Source organism: Leuconostoc sp. S50, assembly GCF_016624925.1.
Classification (GTDB): domain Bacteria; phylum Bacillota; class Bacilli; order Lactobacillales; family Lactobacillaceae; genus Leuconostoc; species Leuconostoc pseudomesenteroides.
In genome coordinates this window covers 115,430-136,235 of record NZ_JACVUE010000001.1, presented here as the reverse complement: position 1 = coordinate 136,235, position 20,806 = coordinate 115,430, and the positions used below count along the sequence as shown (strand labels likewise).

18 protein-coding genes are annotated in these 20,806 nt (G+C 39.5%); 5 read left to right on the top strand and 13 right to left on the bottom strand.

All coding sequences use genetic code 11. The features are described from left to right. Positions 1-46: 46 nt before the first annotated feature. Positions 47-1,462 (bottom strand): MDR family MFS transporter, encoded by a 1,416-nt coding sequence (locus IAE53_RS00575; RefSeq protein WP_148423175.1) that lies wholly within the window; start codon positions 1,460-1,462, stop codon positions 47-49. 174 nt (positions 1,463-1,636) lie between these two features. On the opposite strand from IAE53_RS00575, the gene IAE53_RS00570 reads away from it, so the two are divergent. Beyond that, a complete protein-coding gene (locus IAE53_RS00570; RefSeq protein WP_148423176.1) occupies positions 1,637-2,236 on the top strand; it encodes a TetR/AcrR family transcriptional regulator in 600 nt (199 codons plus the stop codon). Positions 2,237-2,245: 9 nt separating this feature from the next. Here the strand turns inward: IAE53_RS00570 and IAE53_RS00565 are convergent, their stop codons facing one another. From IAE53_RS00565 to IAE53_RS00535, 7 genes are all read right to left on the bottom strand, one after another. Further along, entirely contained in the window at positions 2,246-4,018 is a 1,773-nt protein-coding gene (locus tag IAE53_RS00565) for an oleate hydratase (protein WP_148423177.1), read from the bottom strand. A gap of 152 nt (positions 4,019-4,170) precedes the next feature. Further along, positions 4,171-6,705, bottom strand: coding sequence for a M1 family metallopeptidase (locus tag IAE53_RS00560; RefSeq protein WP_148423178.1), 2,535 nt, complete (start codon positions 6,703-6,705; stop codon positions 4,171-4,173). An 84-nt stretch (positions 6,706-6,789) separates the two neighbouring features. Further along, entirely contained in the window at positions 6,790-7,734 is a 945-nt protein-coding gene (locus tag IAE53_RS00555) for a phosphoglycerate dehydrogenase (RefSeq protein WP_148423179.1), read from the bottom strand. Positions 7,735-7,736: 2 nt separating this feature from the next. Further along, positions 7,737-8,699, bottom strand: a complete 963-nt coding sequence (locus IAE53_RS00550) for a sugar kinase (RefSeq protein ID WP_148423180.1) — start codon at positions 8,697-8,699, stop codon at positions 7,737-7,739. Positions 8,700-8,724: 25 nt separating this feature from the next. Then, positions 8,725-10,002 carry a hypothetical protein gene (locus tag IAE53_RS00545; RefSeq protein ID WP_010291420.1) on the bottom strand — a complete coding sequence of 426 codons (1,278 nt, stop codon included), beginning with the start codon at positions 10,000-10,002 and terminating at the stop codon, positions 8,725-8,727. A gap of 8 nt (positions 10,003-10,010) precedes the next feature. Next, the gene (locus IAE53_RS00540; RefSeq protein ID WP_148423181.1) at positions 10,011-10,754 is read right to left on the bottom strand and encodes a sugar phosphate isomerase/epimerase; all 744 of its coding nucleotides are present in this window, start codon (positions 10,752-10,754) and stop codon (positions 10,011-10,013) included. A 10-nt stretch (positions 10,755-10,764) separates the two neighbouring features. After that, complete coding sequence (locus tag IAE53_RS00535; protein ID WP_148423182.1) at positions 10,765-11,022, bottom strand: hypothetical protein; 258 nt, start codon at positions 11,020-11,022, stop codon at positions 10,765-10,767. Between the two features lie 110 nt (positions 11,023-11,132). Between IAE53_RS00535 and IAE53_RS00530 the strand changes: the two genes are divergently transcribed. Further along, positions 11,133-12,119, top strand: a complete 987-nt coding sequence (locus IAE53_RS00530; protein WP_148423183.1) for a LacI family DNA-binding transcriptional regulator — start codon at positions 11,133-11,135, stop codon at positions 12,117-12,119. Between the two features lie 165 nt (positions 12,120-12,284). After that, a complete protein-coding gene (locus tag IAE53_RS00525; protein ID WP_200135776.1) occupies positions 12,285-14,405 on the top strand; it encodes a sodium:proton antiporter in 2,121 nt (706 codons plus the stop codon). A gap of 28 nt (positions 14,406-14,433) precedes the next feature. Here the strand turns inward: IAE53_RS00525 and IAE53_RS00520 are convergent, their stop codons facing one another. The 4 genes from IAE53_RS00520 to IAE53_RS00505 are packed head-to-tail and all read right to left on the bottom strand — an operon-like array spanning position 14,434 to position 17,294. Further along, a complete protein-coding gene (locus tag IAE53_RS00520; protein WP_148423185.1) occupies positions 14,434-15,027 on the bottom strand; it encodes a DUF1054 family protein in 594 nt (197 codons plus the stop codon). Further along, complete coding sequence (locus IAE53_RS00515) at positions 15,011-15,871, bottom strand: YihY/virulence factor BrkB family protein (protein ID WP_200135775.1); 861 nt, start codon at positions 15,869-15,871, stop codon at positions 15,011-15,013. Before IAE53_RS00515 ends, IAE53_RS00520 begins: the two co-directional genes overlap by 17 nt. Before the next feature lie 43 nt (positions 15,872-15,914). Continuing rightward, positions 15,915-16,604, bottom strand: a complete 690-nt coding sequence (locus IAE53_RS00510) for a VIT family protein (RefSeq protein ID WP_148423187.1) — start codon at positions 16,602-16,604, stop codon at positions 15,915-15,917. A gap of 12 nt (positions 16,605-16,616) precedes the next feature. After that, complete coding sequence (locus IAE53_RS00505; RefSeq protein ID WP_148423188.1) at positions 16,617-17,294, bottom strand: VIT family protein; 678 nt, start codon at positions 17,292-17,294, stop codon at positions 16,617-16,619. 129 nt (positions 17,295-17,423) lie between these two features. Between IAE53_RS00505 and IAE53_RS00500 the strand changes: the two genes are divergently transcribed. Next, positions 17,424-17,828, top strand: a complete 405-nt coding sequence (locus IAE53_RS00500; RefSeq protein ID WP_148423189.1) for a Fur family transcriptional regulator — start codon at positions 17,424-17,426, stop codon at positions 17,826-17,828. A 32-nt stretch (positions 17,829-17,860) separates the two neighbouring features. Here IAE53_RS00500 and IAE53_RS00495 read toward each other — a convergent pair whose 3' ends face one another. Then, positions 17,861-18,790 (bottom strand): alpha/beta hydrolase, encoded by a 930-nt coding sequence (locus tag IAE53_RS00495; RefSeq protein WP_148423190.1) that lies wholly within the window; start codon positions 18,788-18,790, stop codon positions 17,861-17,863. A gap of 190 nt (positions 18,791-18,980) precedes the next feature. On the opposite strand from IAE53_RS00495, the gene IAE53_RS00490 reads away from it, so the two are divergent. Continuing rightward, entirely contained in the window at positions 18,981-20,792 is a 1,812-nt protein-coding gene (locus IAE53_RS00490; protein WP_148423191.1) for a M3 family oligoendopeptidase, read from the top strand. Positions 20,793-20,806: the final 14 nt, after the last annotated feature.

Below are 20,806 nucleotides of genomic sequence, written 5' to 3'. Positions count from 1 at the left end.
ATTATCTCATTATACGACAAAAGCACCCGCCTGACGACGGGTGCTTTTATTTTGTTCGGACTCTATTCGTCAACACGAATGCCGGTATTAAGATTAAGACAACTAGAATTGCTGACCATAAAAAGCCTCTTTGAAAAGCAGTAGTAAGTCCTGATAAAGATGTCACATGATGAATAGTATTGTATGACGTAACAATTGTCGCTAAAACTGCAGTGGCAAAACCTGACCCAATTTGCTGAAAAATGTTCGAGCTCAAAGATGCCGTAGCTGAATCTGATTTTTGAATGCCAACATAAGCATCAACTTGAGTTGCTGATTTTATAGCGGCGCCGCCAATACCACGAATAAATATAACAACAGCAATCAACCAGTAATCACTAGATTTATTGAAATAAATAAAAGGTATCGTGCCAACCAAAGTCACGCCAACGCCAATAATCGTTACCCAACGAGCGCCCCATAAATCAATCATCTTGCCAATTGCGCCACGTGATATTAGCATACCGATTGACTGTGGAATCAACGCCATAGCAGCTACGATGACACTATCCCCACGAATTGATTGGAAAAATAACGGCAACAGTAACATTGGACCGGATGTAACGAATCCTGATAAGAAAATACCTATCATTGATCCTGAAAAGTTTCGGTGGGTGAATAGACGAAGCGGCATGACAACTTTTTCTGGTTGCTTGTTTGCATATAGAATATACCCAACTAAAGCTACTAAACCGATACTGGTAAAAATTAGCGTTTTGGAATTATTAAATGTTCCAACATTGCTTGCTTGTACGATGCCATACACAACTGTTGTGGACATTATAATTAGGAGCGTTACACCGATAAAATCAAATGATAGTTGTTTGTTTTTAGGTGTCGTTTCTGGTACCTTTCGTATTAACAGAAAGGCAGCAATCGCAATAACTGGCACATTTAAGAAGAAAATGAACCGCCAAGTTGCATATTCAACAATAATGCCGCCAATAATAGGTCCAAGCATTGGTCCTAAAGTCATCGGCACACCAATAATTGCCATAATTCGTCCCATTTTGTCACCACCAACAGCATCAACTAATAGTGTAAACATGACTGGCATAATTAAGCCACCAGTAAATCCTTGAATGAGTCGGAATATAATGAGTGATTCGATATTCCATGATATGCCTGCTAATAATGATGCAAATCCAAAGCCGATTTCCGCCCAGAAATATACTTTCTTTCCAGAAAAATGGGCTACTAGCCAACTAGAGAAAGGTGCGGCGGCACCCATAGCTAATATAAAACCAGTGACGGTCCATTGGACAGTCGCTAAATCAGTATGAAACTGATTGCTAAGTTGATGCACCGCAATATTAATCATAGTTGAATCGAGCATTGGTGCCATTAATCCCAACACCATGATCCAAGCAATAATAACTAAGGAACGAGGTATTGGTTCAAGTTTTTTTGTGTCGTTTTTCATTTATAGAAACCTCCTGACTACATTTTAGTTACATGTTGTATCTTTAAACAAATTAAACTATACATCATTTAAAATTGAAACGCAATGTTTTAAATACAAAATGTATCTATTAATAATTCATTCGTATTTATGGTATAGTTACGTTATCTATATAAATAAGGATAAAAGCAGCTGATGGTAAACAAAAAAAGAGCACCTCGCAAAACAAACGAAGCGCTCAATAAAGCTATATTTCAAGCAACTATAACACTTTTAAACAACGAAGGTTATGAGGCGGTTACTTTTTCAAATGTAGCACGCTTAGCTAAAACAGGTCGCCCAGTTTTGTACCGTCGTTGGCACTCTCCCTTTGATTTGCTCCTAGACGCACACAACTATTTTTCCGAAGACGAAGTCGATGATTATACAAACATCGATTTTTCAGGGGCTACTATGCGCGAAAACTTAATTAGAATATTAAGTCATTTCAATGCTTCACCACAGTTCATGCGTGCTTTTCTATTTGAGCTAGGACAAAATACTTCAGCAGTTCAAAAATTTTCAAATCAAATGCACCGACAAAATTTATACCTAATGGAAAGACTTTTATCACAAGCACAACTTGATGGCGAAATAAAACACACCGTCACCGACGATGTGAAATTATTACCATTTAATTTATTACAATATCAGGCAATGATGACACCAAACGGTATGACACCCGAATCAGTGCAAACATTTGCCGAATCAGTTGTTGACCATATTGTTGTTCCCGCAATATTAGCTCAACAATAAAGGTTATCACTACATCAAGTGTGCTTCAACAAGCAACTCTTCTAACCATGTCCCTTTAATTTTTTTCATACCAACTTTTTGAATTAACTTAGGAATTGGCAAATCCATATCCGTAATAGCTTTTTTATCGTTCATATAATACATGGCGCGTAATAATTCACGAATATCATAAATTGAATTAAACACTTCCGGCACACCGCGTTCAACATCTAGCAGACTATACACGGCTTCCATTGCTGTACGGACTGAGTATTCAGTCGTAAACACTGTATCGCGTGATGGCGACTCCGCAAAGTTACCAATGAATGCCAAATTAACCGACCCGTCAGGAACGACTTTTGGTCGATCGCCCATTACACGTGGCATGAAGTAACTTGTGATAAATGGCATGTAAACCGGCACAGTATTAATCGACTCTTGCTTGGCTAATTGCTGAATTTTACTTTCTGGCACGCCAAGATGATAAAGTAATTCTTGCGTAATTTCTTCGCCGGAGCAATCAACAATCGTCTTTTTCACATAATTGCCAGGCACATCAGAATACAAGCCATAAATCCAGACAGTTGTTTCATTTGGCTTTTGTGTTTTGAAATGTGGCTGACGATGTACAGCAAAACTCATTAACCAATTAGAATCTGTAATTGTAATAATGCCGCCAGTATTGATTTTACCATCATGCAAATCACGTTTCGTCAAACGTTCAATATAGGGATCAATTTCTGTATTTTCAATTGTGGCGGTCGCTGACACAAACCAACTTTTTGCAGGTAAATCTTGGTAAAAGACCGATGGATGACCAAATTCATCAGATTGTGCCGCCAAATTTTCCCATAATTGCCATGATCCACCCGGCTCATTGGTTACTGGTGCTGGTTCAAAGTGGCTGCCATAAGTTGTACTTTCGGTGATAGATCCGTTGGTTACAAACACCAAATCATTGGCAGTTAATGGTCTTGTTTCGTGTTGCCCGCTAACGGTTAATTCTAGTGATTTAGCCACCTTTTGACCATTATCAAAATCCACAATAATGTTATCGACCGTGGTATCAAATTGTACATCAACACCATGATCCTCTAAGTAATGAATCAAGGGCAAAACCATCGAGTCATATTGATTGTATTTATTGAATTTCAATGCTGAAAAATCTGGTAATCCATCAATATGATGAATAAATCGCATGGCATAGCGACGCATTTCAACAGCAGAATGCCATTTTTCAAAGGCAAACATCGTTGCCCAGTAAGTCCAAAAATTGCTTTCAAAGAACGCATCTGAGAAGTAATCTTCAATCGTTTGGGTACCCAGCTTGGCTTCTGGTGTCATAATCAGTTTGATAATTTCTTGTGATGATTTACCCAAAGTATAGTCACCGTCATCTGGCACACGATTACCGCGATCGTAAATCAATCGGCAATTTGAAGAATTGGGATCATCTTTGTCTAACCAATAATATTCATCAAGATATGAAGCACCCGGAATTTCAAGTGATGGAATTGATCGATACAAATCCCATAAGCACTCAAAATGATTTTCCATTTCACGACCGCCACGCGTTACGAAACCCACATTTGGGCGTGCTATGCCATCTAATGAACCGCCAGCTAACGGTAGTTCTTCTAAAATATGAATTGCCTCACCTTTCATTTGACCATCTCTAATCAAAAATACCGCAGCCGACAACCCCGCCAATCCGGAACCAACAATATACGCTGACTTTTGATCGACCCCCTTTGGCTTTCGTGGTGTGGCAAATGCCTCATAATTACCATTACTATAATACATGCTAATCTCCTTTCAAATTGGAAACGCTTTCAATACACTTATATTTTATCGCTAATCGTATCACAATTGCAATTTTTTTGGCGTTGAATACTTGGTTAAAAAAACCTTGATAGTTCTGCAAACTATCAAGGTCACTCAGGTATAAATATTTTTTATTGTGTCACTTCAGCAATTGCTGCGTTGACAGCATCTTTCTCAGCTGCAACAAGCGCTACACGACTTGTAATCACACTTGTATCCATTTTAATTTCACGCGTCAATCCCGGCGTATCTAATTTTGGTTCAAAGAAAGCTGTAAATTCATCAAGGCGAGTTTGTGTCTTGAAAACATTCGCAATGACAGTGATATAGGTCGTAAACTCCATATCGCCACCCACTGTATCTTCTAACCACTGCCAGTCTTCACGCACCCAATCCCAAGCGGCTTGTTGTCCATCTTCGTTAGCCAACAGCCCATAGAACCAACCACGCAAATCTTGTGGCTTAATTGTGTCGGCATCTTCAAATTTGCCAACTAGTTGTTCAATCAGCGCCTTATCAGTTATGCTAGTGATGGCTGCACGCAAATCAGACTGATAGCTTGCATCAGAAGTAGCGTGATACTCAGCCAGTAACTGATTAAACAAATCAGCAGACCCAAATTGTTTCATTTCATTTGCCAAAATGAAGACACGTGTACCAGCAGAAAGGCTCGTCAAATCATTTTCATGGGTCATAAATATATCATGCGCCGCTGCAATTGCAGCTGGATTTTCAGCATACAAAGCTGCACTGATAATATATGGACGAGACAGTTGATCGTCATTTGACTCACCATCAATATCTTGCCAGCCTAAACGTGCTAATTGATCTTGACTCAGTTGGTCATACAACCCTTTCAAAGACTTTTCTTCATCTGAATGAGCGGTCACGAACTTTTTCAAATTCACTGCAACGCGGTAAAGTGCCGCTGTCACAACAGCTGAATGGCTATTTGCAAAACGACCTAGTAATGGCACTAATTGTGCATAAGAAATTTGTCGTCCTTCAGCTAATAATCTCAAATCTTGTAAAATTTGTAATTGTGAAATCGCATCTAGCTGATCTGATTGACTTAAAATATCTTGTAACAATGTCTCATCATATTTAACAATAAAATGAGAATTATTACCAACGTTCAAACGGAATGGTGCACCAAACTGTTCTCTTAATGCTTCATAATTACCAATCGTCACTGACTGATCTTTGAAAATAGCGGGTACGGCATCGTAATTACTGTTCAATGGAATGGCCCATTGACGGCCAACCTCTTTGCCATCGCCAATAAAGAACTGTTGTTGTGAAAGCGTCAATTGCCCATCAACCACAGCTGCAGTAACAACCGGATAACCAGGCTGTTCCAACCAAGAAGTCATGATAGCACTCACATCAATGCCAGAGGCTTGCCCCAATGCAGCCCATAAGTCAGCTCCAGTAGCATTGCCAAATTGATGCGCAGCAAAATAAGCTTTCAAGCCAGAACGAAGCGCCTCATCCCCAATCAACGCACGCACCATGACGAGCATGCGCGCACCTTTAGCATAAACAATTGCCCCGTCAAACAGTGCATCAATTTCTGCAGGATGTTCAACTTGGACATGGACTGATTGCACGCCATCAGTCGCATCTCGTTGTAAGGCAGCTGGTGCATCAGCTGTTTGGAAACTTTCCCAAATGTGCCAATCAGGTTCCAAAGCATCGATGGCGACATACTCCATCATATTGGCAAAACTTTCATTTAGCCACAAATCATCCCACCACTTCATCGTCACCAAATCACCAAACCATTGATGCGCCAACTCATGGGCAATCACAGTTGCTACTACCTGCTTGGTATCTAGCGCTATGTTGTCAGGATCAAGCAATAAGTATGCCTCACGATAGGTTACTAAGCCCCAGTTTTCCATTGCACCCGCTGAAAAATCAGGCAACGCAAGCTGCCATGAATGTGGCAATGGATAAGGCGTTTGGTAAAAGTCTTCATAAAATTCGATTGAGCGCTTTGCAATATCTAGTGCAAAATCAAGTTCCTTAGCCTGATGTGCTTTGGTTGCAAACACCCCAATTTGAACACCGCTCGTCGTTTTGGTCTCTTTCTTTTGCAAATCACCAAAAGCAAAGGCAACTAAATATGTTGACATGCGCACTGTTGTATCAAAATAGTGTACGCCATTTGCTTCACGCACTTCAGGCATGTTCGCCAAGATAGTTTCGCCTGGTTGTTCATCAAACTTAATGGCTAAATCAAAAGTTGCTTTGGCTTCTGGTTCATCAATACTTGGAAAAGCCTGTCTGGCAAAATTGGTTTCAAATTGCGTGCCAATGATCTGCTTTTTCTCACCATCAACTTCATAATATGAGGGATAAATACCCATCATCGTATCAGTCAAAACTGTTGTATAAGTAATGGTAACCTTTGTTTCACCTGACTTAGGTAATTCAATCCGAATAGCGTCTGCGTCACGATCTACCATAAACGTCACGTCTTGCTCGTCCGCTTGGACCGCACTAATCATCAAATCCTTTTGATGAATCGCAATCGTTTCCGATTTAGCAGTTCCAGTGATTGTGGTTTTACCACTGATTCGCTTCGATTCTCGATCAATATCCAAATAGATTTCATAATGTTTTGGTTGGAATGTATTATAAAATCTTGTCAATTCAGCCATAATATCTCCTATCAATTGTTAGAATAATTCCATTATACGCTTTTAAAATAAAAAACGTCCCAAAGCGGGACGTCAAAACAATGGTTATGCTTCTAGATGGTTAACAGCTGCTTCTGGCTGTTCGCCTTTAAGCACCCGAACAATATCATTGGTAGCATCAACTGCCATACGTGCTTTTGTTTCAATTGTATTGGAAGCAATGTGTGGTGTCAGCAAAACATTTTCTAAGCTAACCAATGGGTTGGTTACTGGCAAAGGCTCTTCTTCAAAAACATCTAATGCTGCACCGGCAATTTCATTATTTTTAAGTGCTGCCACAAGATCTGATTCGACGATAATGACGCCACGTGCCATGTTAATCAAGTACGCGTCATTTTTCATCATTTTGAACTCGGCTGCGCCAATTGAATGCTCTGTTTCTGGCAAAGCTGGTAAATGCACCATCACATAATCTGCTGTCTTGAAAACAGTATCACGATCAACAATTGATACGCTATCAGTTGATTTAGCAAATGGATCATAAGCAATAACTTTAACATCAAATCCGCTTAACTTTTTTGCAACTTGTTGACCAATTCGACCAAAGCCTAAAATACCAACCGTCTTGCCTTCAATATCGCGGCCAGGATGTGACTTACGATAATTCCAATTATCATCGTGAATGGCTTTAGCATCTTGATAGAGGTTTTTACTGATAGCTAACAGCTCTGACACGGCTGTCTCAGCTACTGAACCTGACAGAGCTTTTGGCGTGTTGACCACATAAATGCCGCGCTTTGTAGCAGCATCAACGTCAACAGCGTCATAACCAACCCCATTACGCGCAATCACTTTTAAGTTTGGCATGGCATCCATAATGTCACCATCAAATGGTTGCGTACCAATCAAGACAGCACTTGCGTTAGCGCCTTCGGTTTTCATCGTTTCACGGGCACGTCCAGTGCCAACAACCACTTCAAATCCAGCGTCAGTTAGTATTTTTTTACCTACTGCAGGAATATCATCTGGTAAATAAATTTGTTCTGTCATGTTTATGCCTCTTTCTGTTCTTTTGCTAAATAACTTGCCAATTGTTCTAAGGTTGGGTAGCCGTCATTGTCGCCTGTTGTTTGAACTTGCAATGCACCAACGGCGTTACCACGTTCAACTGCTTGTGCCATTGTCAAACCTTCAATCAAGCCAGTAATGAGTCCCAATGCAAACCCGTCGCCAGCGCCAACTGTATCCACTACTTTTTCAACTTTGAATCCCTGAACTGTGTAACTATCACCCGCTTTATTTTTGACGTATGCGCCTTCAGGACCAAGTTTAACAACAACCGTTTGCGTGCGTTCACTATTTGCCAAATAGAAATCAGCAATTTTTTCTGGATCACGCGAGCCCATTAAAATTTCACCTTCGTTAATGCCTGGTAAAACAATTTCGCCATATTTTGCCAAATCGTTAATGGTTTCAATCATTTTTTCTTGTGATTCCCACAAAGCAGGTCTTAAATTAGGGTCAAATGTTGTCCGAATACCACGTTGAATTAATTGTTCGGCAAAGTAACGAAATGCTTCTCGCGCTTGATCAGAAATAGCAGGAAAAATACCTGATAAATGTGCAATTTTAACACCATCAAAATCAATGTGATCAATGTTTGATTTGTCAAAGTGAGCAGCAGCAGAATTACGCCTAAAGTTAAATGTTGAAGGATCACCTTTATCAACTAACTCTTTCAATTGGAAGGCAGTCCAGTTATGGTCATCTGTTGAAATATAATGATTACCTACATGATACTTGGCAATTTCTTTTACTGCAAATTGACCCAACGGATCAGCACCCACTTGAGAAATATATTCAGTTGAATGGCCCAGACGTGTCGCACCAATCATCACATTTAACTCAGCGCCACCTAAAAACTTATAATAGTTAATACTATCAACTAGTCCCGCATTCAAGTCAGTTGATGTAAAGGTTACAATTGGTTCACCTAATGTCAAAATTTCACTCATTATTTTACTCCTTAAACTTTTGTTTTTAGTGACCGAAGAAAGCAAATACTAGCAGTTCATTGACAATTGAAACTGCCCACATAACTGGAATGCCCATCTTCAAAAATTCTTTAGTTTCTAACTTTGAATATGTCAATGCCCATGTGTTCCATGATTGTGTTAAATCAATTGAAACCGCCATGATGCTTGCTGTATATAGCAATGGCAATAAGAAAATTGGTTGGAATGTACCCGTAGCGGCCAAAACCGCAGCAGTTGCGGCACCGGCACCCCAAACATGCAAAGGACCACGGAATAACGCCAATGGTGCTAGAATACCAACTGCAATCGCCAACACAAGTGGACTACTTGGCAAGATAACTTCGATAATGCTTTTAAAATGAGGCACATTCATTGTGGCAGCACCCGCAAACATCACCAGTGCCATCAAAAAGATAATCAGTCCTGAAATATCATTAATGGCTTGGGAAACAGTTTTGTTAATAAATTCAACCAGTCCTTTATAAGATTTCATCTGGCCCGTCAAAAGCAACGCAATAATGGTTGCCAATAACAATGCAGGAATTGCATCCCAGTGGAAAAACATATTTAATGCAACTGGTAAGACTGGCACAATGAAAGTAATTGGATGAGTCTTTTTAAAATCAGCTTGATTATTGGCAGCAATCGTCTCAATTTTGCCATTTTTAATACTTTTACTATTAATCAAAATGAAGATGATCACACCAATCAATTGAACACTCATCGCTGCTAAACCAAATATCAGATACTTACCCGAGAAACTAACAGATGGGAAGAAAGCCTTAATTTGATTAAATAACACCACGTTAATGTACATTGGCGCACCAATTGCCATGGTAAATGCTGGTATAGCGACCTTTTTGGGAACGCCGATTGATAGCAAAATTGGAATTAAAATAACACCAATTGCGATTACTGATCCAACACCATAAGCAGATGAGAAAATCAACGCCGTGACCAATACCACCAAAATAGCAGCTAATATCGGTGCTTTTCGACCAACTTTTTCTGTCTGAGCCGAAATTGATCCGGCAATGCCTGAATCAACCAACACTCGCCCAAACCAAGAACCAAAAACAATATATATAATCGTTGGACCATAATTTAACGCTGGTGTTGCAATAACGTCTTGAATGACTTTATTGAATGGCACCAAACCAATAACTGACCAAAGTAATGCCATCACGAAGAAGCCAATCACAAGATTGCCACCCTTCACAATGTAATAAATGAACCCGACAAATGTCAGTAACAATAGGATACTAATAATAATGTTAGTCATGATTTGCCTCAGTTATACGCTTCTAGTGCCTGCACACCATCAATAATGACTTGCTCGCTAGCTGTCGGATACTCAACTGCGACTGGTACGTCTTGTGGCAAAATCGTCAATATCGCTTGCCAATTGATATCCCCGTCATTTAAAGGCACTGTCACAAGATTATCCCCACTACCTTTATCATCTTTCACATGAATGTAGCGAACGTAAGGTGCAAGTGCTTCAGCTGCGACGACTTCATCTTCGCCGACATAACGCCAATTACCCATATCATAGACATAGCCTATGTCGAGCTTAGCTGCTTTTGCAGCAGTCATAAATGCTTTAATGGCATCAATTTTACCTGATACCTGTGTTTGGTCATTTTCAATATTGGTTTCAATACCACGGTCTAAGAGAGCATTTAGTTGTTGAATATCTTCAGGCAACAATGTATCAAAATCACCTGTATTAAATTTGATCACGCTAACGCCAAGTTGCGTAGCCTCATCATAATATTGTTCCAATTTGGGATTGATACGATGATTAACAAAGACTTCATCCGGCACCGAATAAAATAAACGTAATTGATGTGCTTTTGCGTAATCGGCAATAGCTGGCGTTTCAGCGGCAATGTCATCAAAATATTCACGACGTAATTCAGCTGACTGAACGCCAAATGCGACCACTTTTTTTAACATATCTAATTGCTGCATACCATTGTCATGATCTTTAGCAAACACCAGATGATTCAAGACGATTTGAGATTTTTTCATGATTAACTCCTTAATACTGGTTTAAATCTTTTACATGTTCTAATAATTCGTCAAATCCTAAATCAGACAAATTATTAGTATCGTTTTTATCAAAATTTTCACTTTCAATCCTATTGAATTTTTCAACAAGGAAGTACGCCGATAAGTAGGCAGCCAATTCTTTTTTGGCCATACTTTCTAATTCCTTTGCATTAAAATCGAAGTTGAACGATTCAATGAATCTCAAGGCAAATTTTTCTGGATCAATGTGCATTTGTTCTTTAGCCATCTTAGTGTCCTTTTTAGTTTATCGTTTTCGGAAACCGGTTTACAAAATATATTGTAAACGCTTTCAAATATTTGTCAACCCCCAATTTCAATTTGTCGTATAATGTTTTTATGGATAAAAAAGTCACAATTAATGATATTGCCACCCAAGCAGGGGTATCAAAAACCACCATTTCGCGTTATTTGAATGGTAAATTTGATAATATGTCAGGCAATACAAAAGCGCGTATCGAGGAAACAATTGATAAACTCGATTATCGGCCCAATCGTCAAGCGCAAGCCCTAAAAACGCATCACTCTTTTTTAATTGGCGTTTCAGTCGCTGATATTTCTAATATGTACACATCACGTTTGCTCAAAGGCATTGGCGAATATTTTCAAAAAACACATTATCAGGTCTTGATTATGGACGCCGATAATAGTGTTGCGCGAGAATTAAGTAACCTTGAAAAAATGATGACTGAACAAGTCGATGGCATCATTTTGCAACCACTTGTTCATCAACCTGAACATTATCAGTTGCTTGTCGCCGAAAAAACACCAGTAGTCCAAGTAGATCGTTACACTGAGCCCTTCGCTTGGCCTGCTGTCGTGTCTGATAATTTTCAAAAATCAGTCGAATTAGCTAAAATTTTCAAAACGAAATCCTACGATGCTATTCTTGTTTTGGCCAACCACATCAATGGCGTATCTAGCCGAATGAATCGTTATAACGGTTTAGAAGCTGGCTTAACTGGTAGTGGTATCACCGTCAAACTAATTGAAATTGATGGCAGCGATTGGCAATCCTTATTACATGCGGAAATCAAACAGCACCAACATCCAGCCATTTTTGCACTCAATGGGCAAGTGCTTTGGTCTGCCGTGCGTTTTGCCAAGGCACGCTCACTCAATATTCCTGAAGATGTCGGTTTAATTGGCTATGATGACGACCAATTTGCCGATATGATCACGCCGGCAATTTCATCAGTGTCACAAAATCCCCAAAAAATTGGCCGTGTCGCAGCAGAGCAATTATTATCAAGTGTTAACGGTCAAGCCACACCACCAAAAAATACTCGTATCCCATCCGAAATTCAAATGCGTGACTCTCTTTAATTTGTCAATCAGAATGACTTTACCATGAATTGTCAGATAACAGCCTATATTGGTAAATACGGCGAAAATAATCGACTAGTGTTAAAATTGAATCATGTGGTTTTAAGCATTGCACGCCACATACATTAATTTCATGATTACTAACACTTATTAATGAGGATTCAAATGGAAACACTCTATACCCTTTCGCTACTGCTCATTGGCGTTATTGCCACTAATATTATTAAAGACTTCATTCCAAAAATACCTGAAGCATTCATTCTAATCATTGTTGGTGTTGCTATGTCATTTACACCAATTTTTAACAATTTTGAATTAGAACCCGAATTTTTTATGTTAATGATTATTGCCCCGATTATGTTTATTGACGGTCAAAAACAATCATTTTCCAAAATTAAAAAGCGATTTGGTGGTATTTGGACGTTGTCGGTCGTTCTGGCCGTAGTAACGGCCTTAGTGGTTGGTATGATTACCAATCACGTTGAAGTAGCTTGGACACTGCCACTAGCCATTACATTAGCTGCCATCGTGACACCTACTGACGCTGTTGCCGTCAAATCGCTAACTGCCGGTACTGATATGCCTGAGGGCGTCGGTGAAGCATTAGAATTGGAATCACTTTTTAACGACGCCACAGGCTTAGTCATGTTAGATTTATCCTTGTCCGTGCTCTCAAAAGGCACTTTTTCGGTGCTTAACGGTCTGGAACACTTCTTTTTTGTCGCTTTTGGCGGGGTTGTCATTGGCACTATTTCTGGGCTTTTAATTGTGGCATTGCGTGTCAATTTGCAACAACGCGCCTCTAATCCTGAAACAACCATCATCCCCATCAGCTTATTAACACCGTTTGCTGTCTATTTATTAGCTGAACACTTAGGCACATCTGGTATTTTAGCGGTCGTGGCCACTGGCATGGTCCACAACTGGGAATCAAGTCGTTTGCGACTAACTTCAACAAGTGTTCAGCTGACTTCACGAACTATTTGGGGTACCATTGCTGATGTTTTAAACGATATTGTCTTTTTAATTTTAGGTATTTCCTTACCAACTGTTTGGTCAGCCATGACTAAGATTGGGGTGTCTGGTACACTCCAACTAGCTGCGCTAAGTCTTTTAATTTATGTCGTTATGCTTGTATTGCGATACTTTTGGGCTTTACGTGACGATGATCGTAACAACCGCTCACGTCGTCATCGTCAGACACTTCCTTCATTCTTTGGTGATCGTAATGATCAAAATCATCGTTTTTATGCCCAAATTTTTGCTATCAGTGGGGTTCATGGTACTGTGACTCTAGCGATGGCTTTCTCATTACCTTATCAAATTGGCGGACGTGCTTTCCCATATCGTGAAGAGCTCATCATTGTTGCCACCATCGTCATTTTACTCAGCATGCTGATCAGTGCAATTGTATTACCACTTAGTTTGCCAAAAAAAGTAGAAGCTTATTCCGATAGTGATTTAATTCATATCCGTGATAAGATGGTCGATTATGCCTCACTCAAAATTTTAGATACTGTCACTGACCATAGCACACGTGAAGTGCTATCAGCACAATTACAATCACAAAAAAATAAACTGTTTATGATGGATGATAGGAAACGTCAATCATCTGAATTTATTGATTTAATTGCTGACACGCAGGATTTTATGATAGCTTATGTGCATGGTGATTATGCCTCTGCAACATATAGCTTGACTACCATCAACGCTTATACAAAAATACTGACTTATTCATTTAATAATGGTCAAAAACCAATGGGACATTTCAGTCATCATTTGAAGCATACTTTGAAGCGCTTTATGAGACAATCTGCTTGGCACTTAGCTAATGGTGCAATTACCAAAGCGCAACGTGACCGAATACGAAAAACAAAGCTTGCTAGTGACCCCAAATTTGCCGAAAGCGTTGAAAAATGGACTAATACAAGAAAAGAAATGTTGCGCTTAAATGAGGATGTAATCACTGCCACAGACAAACATTTAGATGATTTGTTAAGAGAACGACTCGATAATAAACGAAGCGACAACGACTATATCTATATGACTCGCGAAACAATGAATCGCTTCTTCAGTGCCATCAAACGTGATTACCGCCAACAAACAACACAAGTTGACAACAGCTTATACATCCAAGCATTTCAATTTGAATATGATTTTGTGCAACAGGGTGTCACAGATGGCTTTATTCCAACGTCAATGGCAAGTGTCTTATATACTGAAATTAACCAAGCACAAACTCTACAGCTGCAAGAAAACAATCAATTTGACGTCATTGGCGGCTAAAAAAAAGGACTTCAGTGAAGTTCTTTTTTTAAACGAGTTGTTCATAAATTAGTTTTAATGTTCTTAGAGCATCGCTTAATGCCACCACTAGGCTTTCAGTGCCCACGCGTTGATCACCTCTTGGTATCACAACGCCAATCAAAACCTCACTATGTTTAACCTCTTGATACCGTTTAACTAAGTGTGAATAGTCTGACAGGGGCACTGTTTCATTGACCATGTGGTCAGGACTAAGCCGATAACTGGCTGGTAAAGATAAAACCATATCAGTCACTGCTGTCATTTTATTGACAATGTCAGCAGTTTGTTTTGGCTTCATATTTTCTTCAATCGCCAAATAAAAATAAATATGATCAGCCCACATACCCAGCTCAAAGTGCGGCAACATTTTATACCCGCGTCGATTGGGCGCAAAAGCCACCCATGTATTATCCGGCGCATAGGTAGTTCGCCGCAAATGTTTTGCGACATGTGCATACCATTCTTGTCCATCTTCTTGCAAAATTGGTAAAGCTATGTCAGCAAATTCAACAAATTTTGGATCAATAATCGTCTTGATTTTGGCCATTCGTCCTGCTAACGTTTCATCATTAAAAACATCAAAATCACTGTCTTGAAACAAGATCTTTCCCCCATTTTATCTCAGTTATCCACTTTATAATTACATATCCCAATACTAAAATTGTTGCAATCAAATTTAACCAAATCAACAGTACAATCATAGAACTCACGGATTGATAGAAGTCATATTTCCCAATCGCAATCTTAGCATAGATGGTAAACCCTTTGTTCAAAGCATTTAGCATCAATAATTCTATGAAACTGCCAATCACGACAAATCGCAAAGGCGCTCTAGCATCTTTAGTGGGTAACAAAAAGTTCATCATGGTTAAAGCTAACCACATCCCCAACCAAATAAACCAACGTGTTTGGTGTTGCAAAAAGCTGGTCCATTGCGTATGCGGCAAGTGCTGCATAGCAATCGTTAGAACGTTACTCCCAATCATCAATAAAGCGAACGCTGCAATAATCACAAGTAACCATAGAAATGAAAACAAACGTGTCAACATGTTATTAAAACGTTCATCAACATCAGCAATGGCATTGAAAGACTTACGGAATACAGCAATCACGCGAGAAATTGACCAAATGGTGAAGATAACAGTAAACGAAAGTAATGAGGCACTTTTTGACGCCAAAACTGACTGCATAATTGGAATCACGATATTTTCAATATTTTTTGGTAGCATATTGCGCATGGCAGTCAATAAATCTGCTGTACTAAAGCTTGTAAAGGAGACAATCATTGCTGCCCCCATCAATATTGGAAACACTGTTAACAAAGCATAATAAGCAAAAGTCGGACCAACGTAACCGATTTGTGATCGCGAAAAAAGCTCGCCTAAGGTGGATAATTTAAAACGCGCATCGATCACACGCCATGTTTGCTTCATTTTGTTATTCATGGTCCCATTATCTCAAATATCAAGCCCCATGAGCAAGTCTATATCAAAACAATTTTCCAATACCAAAGTGAATGGCAACTGTTACAAGACCAATAATAATATTTCGGATAACGGCACGCTTAACAAGACCATTAGAAATTTTGGCACTCAAAAATCCAGTTAACGCAACCGCCACAACTGTTGCGCCAATTGTAGCAACAAATTGATATCGTCCTGTGACCAATATTAAGGCAGCTAATGGGAAAACGCCCCCAATCGCAGCACTAAATAGTGACGACCACGCTGCTGACCAAGGATTCATATAATGTCCCAACGTCAAATCGTATTTAACACTCAAAACTGTTTCGAGTGGTTTTTTAACTAATAGTTCATCTGCAATCGCTAGCGCTGTATTTTGAGATACCCCACGCTCAACATAAAAATCTGCCACGCTTCTTCGTTGTCCTTCAAAATCATCATGTAATAACTTTTTTTCACGTGCAACGACGACTTTTTCACTATCAGATTGCGAACTAACTGACGCATATTCGCCTGAAGCCATTGATAAAGCACAGGCTAACAAATCTGCTAAACCAGCAATAAATATCGCAAAATGATTAGTCGTGGCGGCTGCGACTGAAAATAACACACCAACAACGGTTAAAACGCCATCATTAGCCCCAAGAACCCCTGCACGAATCGCGTTTAGTCGCTCATCCATTGTCATACTTTTATTATTTCTTTGCTCTGACATTGTGTCCCCCTTTTATCGAAATAAACTACCAATGGCAAATGTCACAACCATCGTAAATATACCTGCTAACACATTACGCACAGCAGCATGTCTTTTATCAGCACCATTCAAATGTGCAGCGACATAGCCTGTTAATGCTAAGGCAATAGCAACGGCGAAAAAAGTCAACCATTCACGACTGCTTTTAGGTGACAAATGCATTGCTAACATCGGCAAAATAGACCCAACTGGAAAACTAATTAATGAAGCTAATGCCGCATCTTTGGCACTCAATTCATTATCTAATGAGAAACCAAATCGTTCACGAACTGTGGTTACAAGTGGCTCCTTAGTCATCATTTCACGAGTTGCTTGCATTGCAAGCTGCTCAGAAATACCATTATCTTCATATTTCTTTTGAACAAATTTGAACTCACCGTCAAAATTTTGTTCCAACGCTAATGATTGTTCTCGTCGCACTTTTTCTTGTGCATCATGTTGTGAACTTACGGACACATATTCTCCCATTGCCATGGAAACCGTTCCGGCTAAAGTACCGGCAAAACCTGCTAAAAGAATTGTGCCAGTATGACTTGTGGCGCCTGCAACACCCAATATAATTCCTGAAACTGATAAAATGCCATCATTGGCCCCCATCACTGCGGCACGAATCACATTGTTACGTTGCATCAAGCTTTGTTTTTCCGACATATCGATCTCCCCTCTTTTTAGAATCATTCTAATATAACAACATCATAACGCTATTGGTCTGACAATTCAAGTCGCTTGGTAGAATATTTTAGACGTGATATAATGAGGTCATATTAAATGGAGATGCTGATGCCTGATAAAAAATTGCGCAACATGTTGCAAGAACGTGGACTAAAAGCAACGTCTCAGCGTATGATTATTTTAGATTATCTGATGTCTCACAAAACCCATCCGACAGCTGAAATGATCCACGCTGACTTGCAATCAATTAGTTTAGCCACCGTTTATAATACGCTCGAAAAATTAATAGATACTGGTTTAGTCGTTGTTATCGACGTGAACGATGATAAACGCCACTTTGATTATTATGGCAAACCACACTATCACATCATTAACCAAGAAACACACGAGATTATTGATGCTAATAATTTTGACGTGCAGCCATTAATTGACGCGGCTCGTAAGGCAAGCGGTCTCAATATTTCTGGTTATCACATTGAGTTATATGGTATTGACCCTAAAGATGCAAAATAAAAACACAACTGTTATGAACAACAGCTGTGTTTTTATTTGTCATACTGATTCAAAAAGTTGGTCACTTTTTGTCGATAAGCTACGGGATGATCTGGAAAACTTTGCACATGTTTTGAACCACTCGTCACCCAAAGCTCTTTTGGCCCCTTTGTTGCCGCGTAAAGCTGATAGACCATACGTGTTGGTACAAACGTATCTTTGTCACCATGAATGAACAACATTGGTCGTTTATTTTTCGCGACCTGCTTCAATGGACTAGCCTCACTATATGAGTATCCAGCTCGTACTTTGGAAATGCCAGAGACAATGTTAACAATAGGAAACCAAGGTAGCCCGTACATATCTCCAGCCTCGTGTTTCACTTCTGCCAAAACGCTAGTGTATGACGAATCTTCGATAAACGCTTTCACTTGTTTTGGCAAATCATGTTCACCAGAAACATTAACAACAGTTGCTGCACCCATGCTCATGCCATACATAACAATATCAGATTGCTGCCCATTTTTCTTCAGAACCTGATTAATCCAACCCATATAATCACGACGATCTGTCCAACCATATCCAATTAATTTTCCTTGTGAATCACCATGTGCACGATTATCTGGAATTAACACATTATAGCCAAGATCGTGAAATAGTTCGCCGTAGATGGCCATCGTTGTTTTATTATTATGCCAACCATGTGCCAAAATTGCGGTTTTATTTGTTGGCCGACTAGCTGTCACATACCAAGCATCGAGTGTCAGCCCATCCGAAGTTTTTTGCGTCCAAGTTGCTTTATGACGTGCTAAAAACGTGTGCTCATAATTATAAACAGGACTGGATTTTGGTCTAAGTGCATCTGGTTTATTTGCAGCGGGATTGCGAACTTCTGCAACATGAAAAAAATACATCGCCGCTGATAATAATATCAGCATGACTACGGTTACCAGACCAATTAACCACTTATAGACACTTCTCATACTCACATTCTCCTCGAATTCAATCTTTTTATTTTACAACTTAATTGTATAGGGGGCAAATATGTTGATTCCTCCTATTTTGAATCCTTTCAAAAATTGCCATGTTGTTCTCCTCATAATCTCATATATCCAATTTTTTCAAACAATGTTATCATAAGGTAACGATAAAAATAAATTGAGGTATTCTATCATGTCTTATTCACAAACTTGGGATTTAGAAAGTATTTTCCCGGGTGGCATCACATCACCGCAGCTCACTCAAAAATACGATCTCATCACTTCTCAAACACAAGACTTCGCGACAAAAGTTGACGCATACCGCGCATCTGAAGATAAAGATTTTGACCAATTAGCTAACTTAGCTGATTTAGCACAAACAATTAGTGCCGGTATTGGCACAGCTGGTATTTTTGTTAATGGTTGGTCATCTGTTGATTATGGTAATAGTGTTTATGCACCTCATTTTGATAAATTAGGTAACTTGTGGGTTGCTTTTTCAACGCCACTCAACCGCTTCCAAAAGCTGTTGTTACAATTAGATGATGCGACCTTTGCTACAGCCATTAAAACACAACGCTTATCACCAATTGCTTTCTATTTGACAGAGCTACGTACGGATGCCAAGCGTCTTTTGGATGACAGCACTGAGTCGTTGATCAATCAATTTGATCTTGATGGTCAGCAAGCATGGTCTCAACACTATGACACTATTTCGGCTTCACTCTCAATGAATTACACTGACGAAACGGGCAAAATACGACAAATTTCCGCTGGTCAAGCGCTTAATATGCTAGATGGTGAACCAAATAATGAGACGCGTGCCAATATTATGACTAATTATGAGAAAATGTGGGGTAATGCAGAAAATCTCACTGCTGACACGCTGAATCATTTGGCTGGATTCCGATTAACTAATCAGAAAGCACATCAACGTCAAAATTATTTAGAGCAACCTTTAGAAATGAATCGCATGTCTGAAGAAACCTTAAAGGCTATGTGGCAAGTTGTTGACAACAACAAAGGCATGTTCAAGCCCTACTTTGACCGTAAAAAAGCCTTGCTTGGCCTCTCGCAATTAGGTTGGCAAGATCAAGTTGCCCCGCTCACAAACATCGGTGACTACAGCCCTAAAGAAGTCTCTTACGATGAAGCAGCACAATTTATTATCACGCAATTCGGTAAGTTTTCACCTAAAATGGCTGATTTTGCCAAAATGGCATTTGAAAATAATTGGATTGAATCTGAAAACCGCCCTGGCAAACAACCGGGCGGCTACATGGAATCTGTCCCTGATTTACATGAATCACGCATTTTTCTAACTTATACTGGATCAGTCAATGATGCCGCAACGATTGCTCATGAGTTGGGACACGCTTTTCATTCTGCACAACTTAATGACTTGCCGTTCTGGCGTGATGCGTATGCCATGAATGTCGCTGAAACAGCTTCAACTTTCGCCGAACTTATTGTCAATGACGCTAACGTAAAAGCAGCAACGACTGACGCTGAAAAAGTGGTCTTATTAGACGCTAAAATGACTAATCCTATTGCCATGTTTTTGAACATTCATGCGCGTTTCTTATTTGAAGATGCTTTCTATACTGAACGTCAAAATGGCGTTGTCACACCGCAACGACTGAACGAATTGATGGATGAAGCACAAAAAAGTGCCTTTGATGGTACGCTAGATACACGTCATCCACATTTCTGGTCTTCAAAGTTGCACTTCTTTATTGATTCAGTCCCATTTTATAATTTTCCATACACTTTCGGTTATCTCTTTTCAGCCGGTATTTATGCACAAGCACAAAAAGATGGTGATAATTTTGAGGATAAATATATTGCGTTGCTTCGTGACACAGCAAATATGACATCAGAAGAATTAGCTCAAAAACATTTAGGTGTTGATCTGACTAAGCCAGATTTCTGGCAAGCTGGTGCCGATTTGGTTAAAAAAGATATTGATGAATTTTTGTCGCTATCTGAACAATTTGTCAAGTAAAAATCAGATTAAAG

Bases quoted from the DNA above. Each gene is read 5' to 3' on its own strand.
- IAE53_RS00575 (WP_148423175.1), bottom strand. From the start codon at position 1,462: ATGAAAAACGACACAAAAAAACTTGAACCAATACCTCGTTCCTTAGTT.
- IAE53_RS00570 (WP_148423176.1), top strand. From the start codon at position 1,637: ATGGTAAACAAAAAAAGAGCACCTCGCAAAACAAACGAAGCGCTCAAT.
- IAE53_RS00565 (WP_148423177.1), bottom strand. From the start codon at position 4,018: ATGTATTATAGTAATGGTAATTATGAGGCATTTGCCACACCACGAAAG.
- IAE53_RS00560 (WP_148423178.1), bottom strand. From the start codon at position 6,705: ATGGCTGAATTGACAAGATTTTATAATACATTCCAACCAAAACATTAT.
- IAE53_RS00555 (WP_148423179.1), bottom strand. From the start codon at position 7,734: ATGACAGAACAAATTTATTTACCAGATGATATTCCTGCAGTAGGTAAA.
- IAE53_RS00550 (WP_148423180.1), bottom strand. From the start codon at position 8,699: ATGAGTGAAATTTTGACATTAGGTGAACCAATTGTAACCTTTACATCA.
- IAE53_RS00545 (WP_010291420.1), bottom strand. From the start codon at position 10,002: ATGACTAACATTATTATTAGTATCCTATTGTTACTGACATTTGTCGGG.
- IAE53_RS00540 (WP_148423181.1), bottom strand. From the start codon at position 10,754: ATGAAAAAATCTCAAATCGTCTTGAATCATCTGGTGTTTGCTAAAGAT.
- IAE53_RS00535 (WP_148423182.1), bottom strand. From the start codon at position 11,022: ATGGCTAAAGAACAAATGCACATTGATCCAGAAAAATTTGCCTTGAGA.
- IAE53_RS00530 (WP_148423183.1), top strand. From the start codon at position 11,133: ATGGATAAAAAAGTCACAATTAATGATATTGCCACCCAAGCAGGGGTA.
- IAE53_RS00525 (WP_200135776.1), top strand. From the start codon at position 12,285: ATGGAAACACTCTATACCCTTTCGCTACTGCTCATTGGCGTTATTGCC.
- IAE53_RS00515 (WP_200135775.1), bottom strand. From the start codon at position 15,871: ATGAATAACAAAATGAAGCAAACATGGCGTGTGATCGATGCGCGTTTT.
- IAE53_RS00510 (WP_148423187.1), bottom strand. From the start codon at position 16,604: ATGTCAGAGCAAAGAAATAATAAAAGTATGACAATGGATGAGCGACTA.
- IAE53_RS00505 (WP_148423188.1), bottom strand. From the start codon at position 17,294: ATGTCGGAAAAACAAAGCTTGATGCAACGTAACAATGTGATTCGTGCC.
- IAE53_RS00500 (WP_148423189.1), top strand. From the start codon at position 17,424: ATGCCTGATAAAAAATTGCGCAACATGTTGCAAGAACGTGGACTAAAA.
- IAE53_RS00495 (WP_148423190.1), bottom strand. From the start codon at position 18,790: ATGAGAAGTGTCTATAAGTGGTTAATTGGTCTGGTAACCGTAGTCATG.
- IAE53_RS00490 (WP_148423191.1), top strand. From the start codon at position 18,981: ATGTCTTATTCACAAACTTGGGATTTAGAAAGTATTTTCCCGGGTGGC.